This window comes from Mycobacterium attenuatum (assembly GCF_900566085.1).
Classification (GTDB): domain Bacteria; phylum Actinomycetota; class Actinomycetes; order Mycobacteriales; family Mycobacteriaceae; genus Mycobacterium; species Mycobacterium attenuatum.
The window spans coordinates 1-1,009 of sequence record NZ_UPHT01000230.1; the positions used below are offsets into that span (position 1 = coordinate 1).

Sequence of the window (1,009 nt, forward strand, 5' to 3'; positions counted from 1 at the left end):
CCCCGGTTGGGTTTGATGGTGAGCGGACCGTGTTGATCACGGGAGGCACTGGGATGTTGGGCGGGGTTTTTGCTGAACATCTGATCACTCATTACGGGGTCAAGCACCTGCTGTTGGTGTCTCGGCGCGGTCTGGCCGCTGCTGGTGCTGCTCAACTGCATCAACGGTTGACCCAACTGGGTGCCCAGGTCAATATCAGCGCCTGCGATCTGACCAATCCCACCGAGTTAGCCGCGGCGCTGGACGGTATCGACGCTGCTCATCCGCTGGGGGCTGTCATCCACACCGCCGGCGTGGTGGATGACGCGGTCCTAAGCAAGTTGACTGCAGCACAAGTTGACAGTGTTTTAGCCGCTAAAGCCGACACCGCCTGGTATCTGCATCAGCTGACCGCAGATAAAGACCTGAGCGCTTTTGTGATGTTCTCCTCAGCCGCGGGAGTTTTGGGCAATCCCGGACAAGCCAACTACGCGGCCGCTAACGCCTTTTTAGATGCATTGGCCCATCACCGCCACCGTCATCACTTACCAGCTCTTAGTCTGGCCTGGGGGTATTGGCAGACCCCCTCGGCGATGACGGCCCACCTTGACATCAAAGACCAAGCCCGCTTCGCGCGCACCAGCATGGTGCCGATCACCACCACCCAGGGCCTGCACCTGTTCGACACCGCCCTTGCCGGCCAGCAACCCAGCCTGATCCCGCTGCCGTTGAACCGCCAAACACTGACCCGCCAAGCACGCCAACACCAGCTTGGCCCCATCTGGTCAGCCTTAACCACCGTGCGTCCTCAAGCCCATTCCGGCGCCCCCGCCCTGGCCACCCAACTGGCCCACCAAACCCCCGACCAACAACTACACACCCTGACCAAACTGATCACCACCACCACCGCCACCGTGCTAGCCCACCCCGACCCCACCACCATCGACGCCGACCGACCCTTCAAAGACCTCGGAATCGACTCACTGACCGCCCTCGAACTGCGCAACAACCTCGCCCAACACACCGGACT

1 protein-coding gene is annotated in these 1,009 nt (G+C 61.5%); it reads left to right on the forward strand.

The genetic code is table 11. From position 1 onward, the window contains the following. Positions 1–29: 29 nt before the first annotated feature. Positions 30–1,009: type I polyketide synthase (locus EET13_RS29780; RefSeq protein WP_244604206.1), on the forward strand; the 980-nt coding region annotated here is incomplete at its 3' end.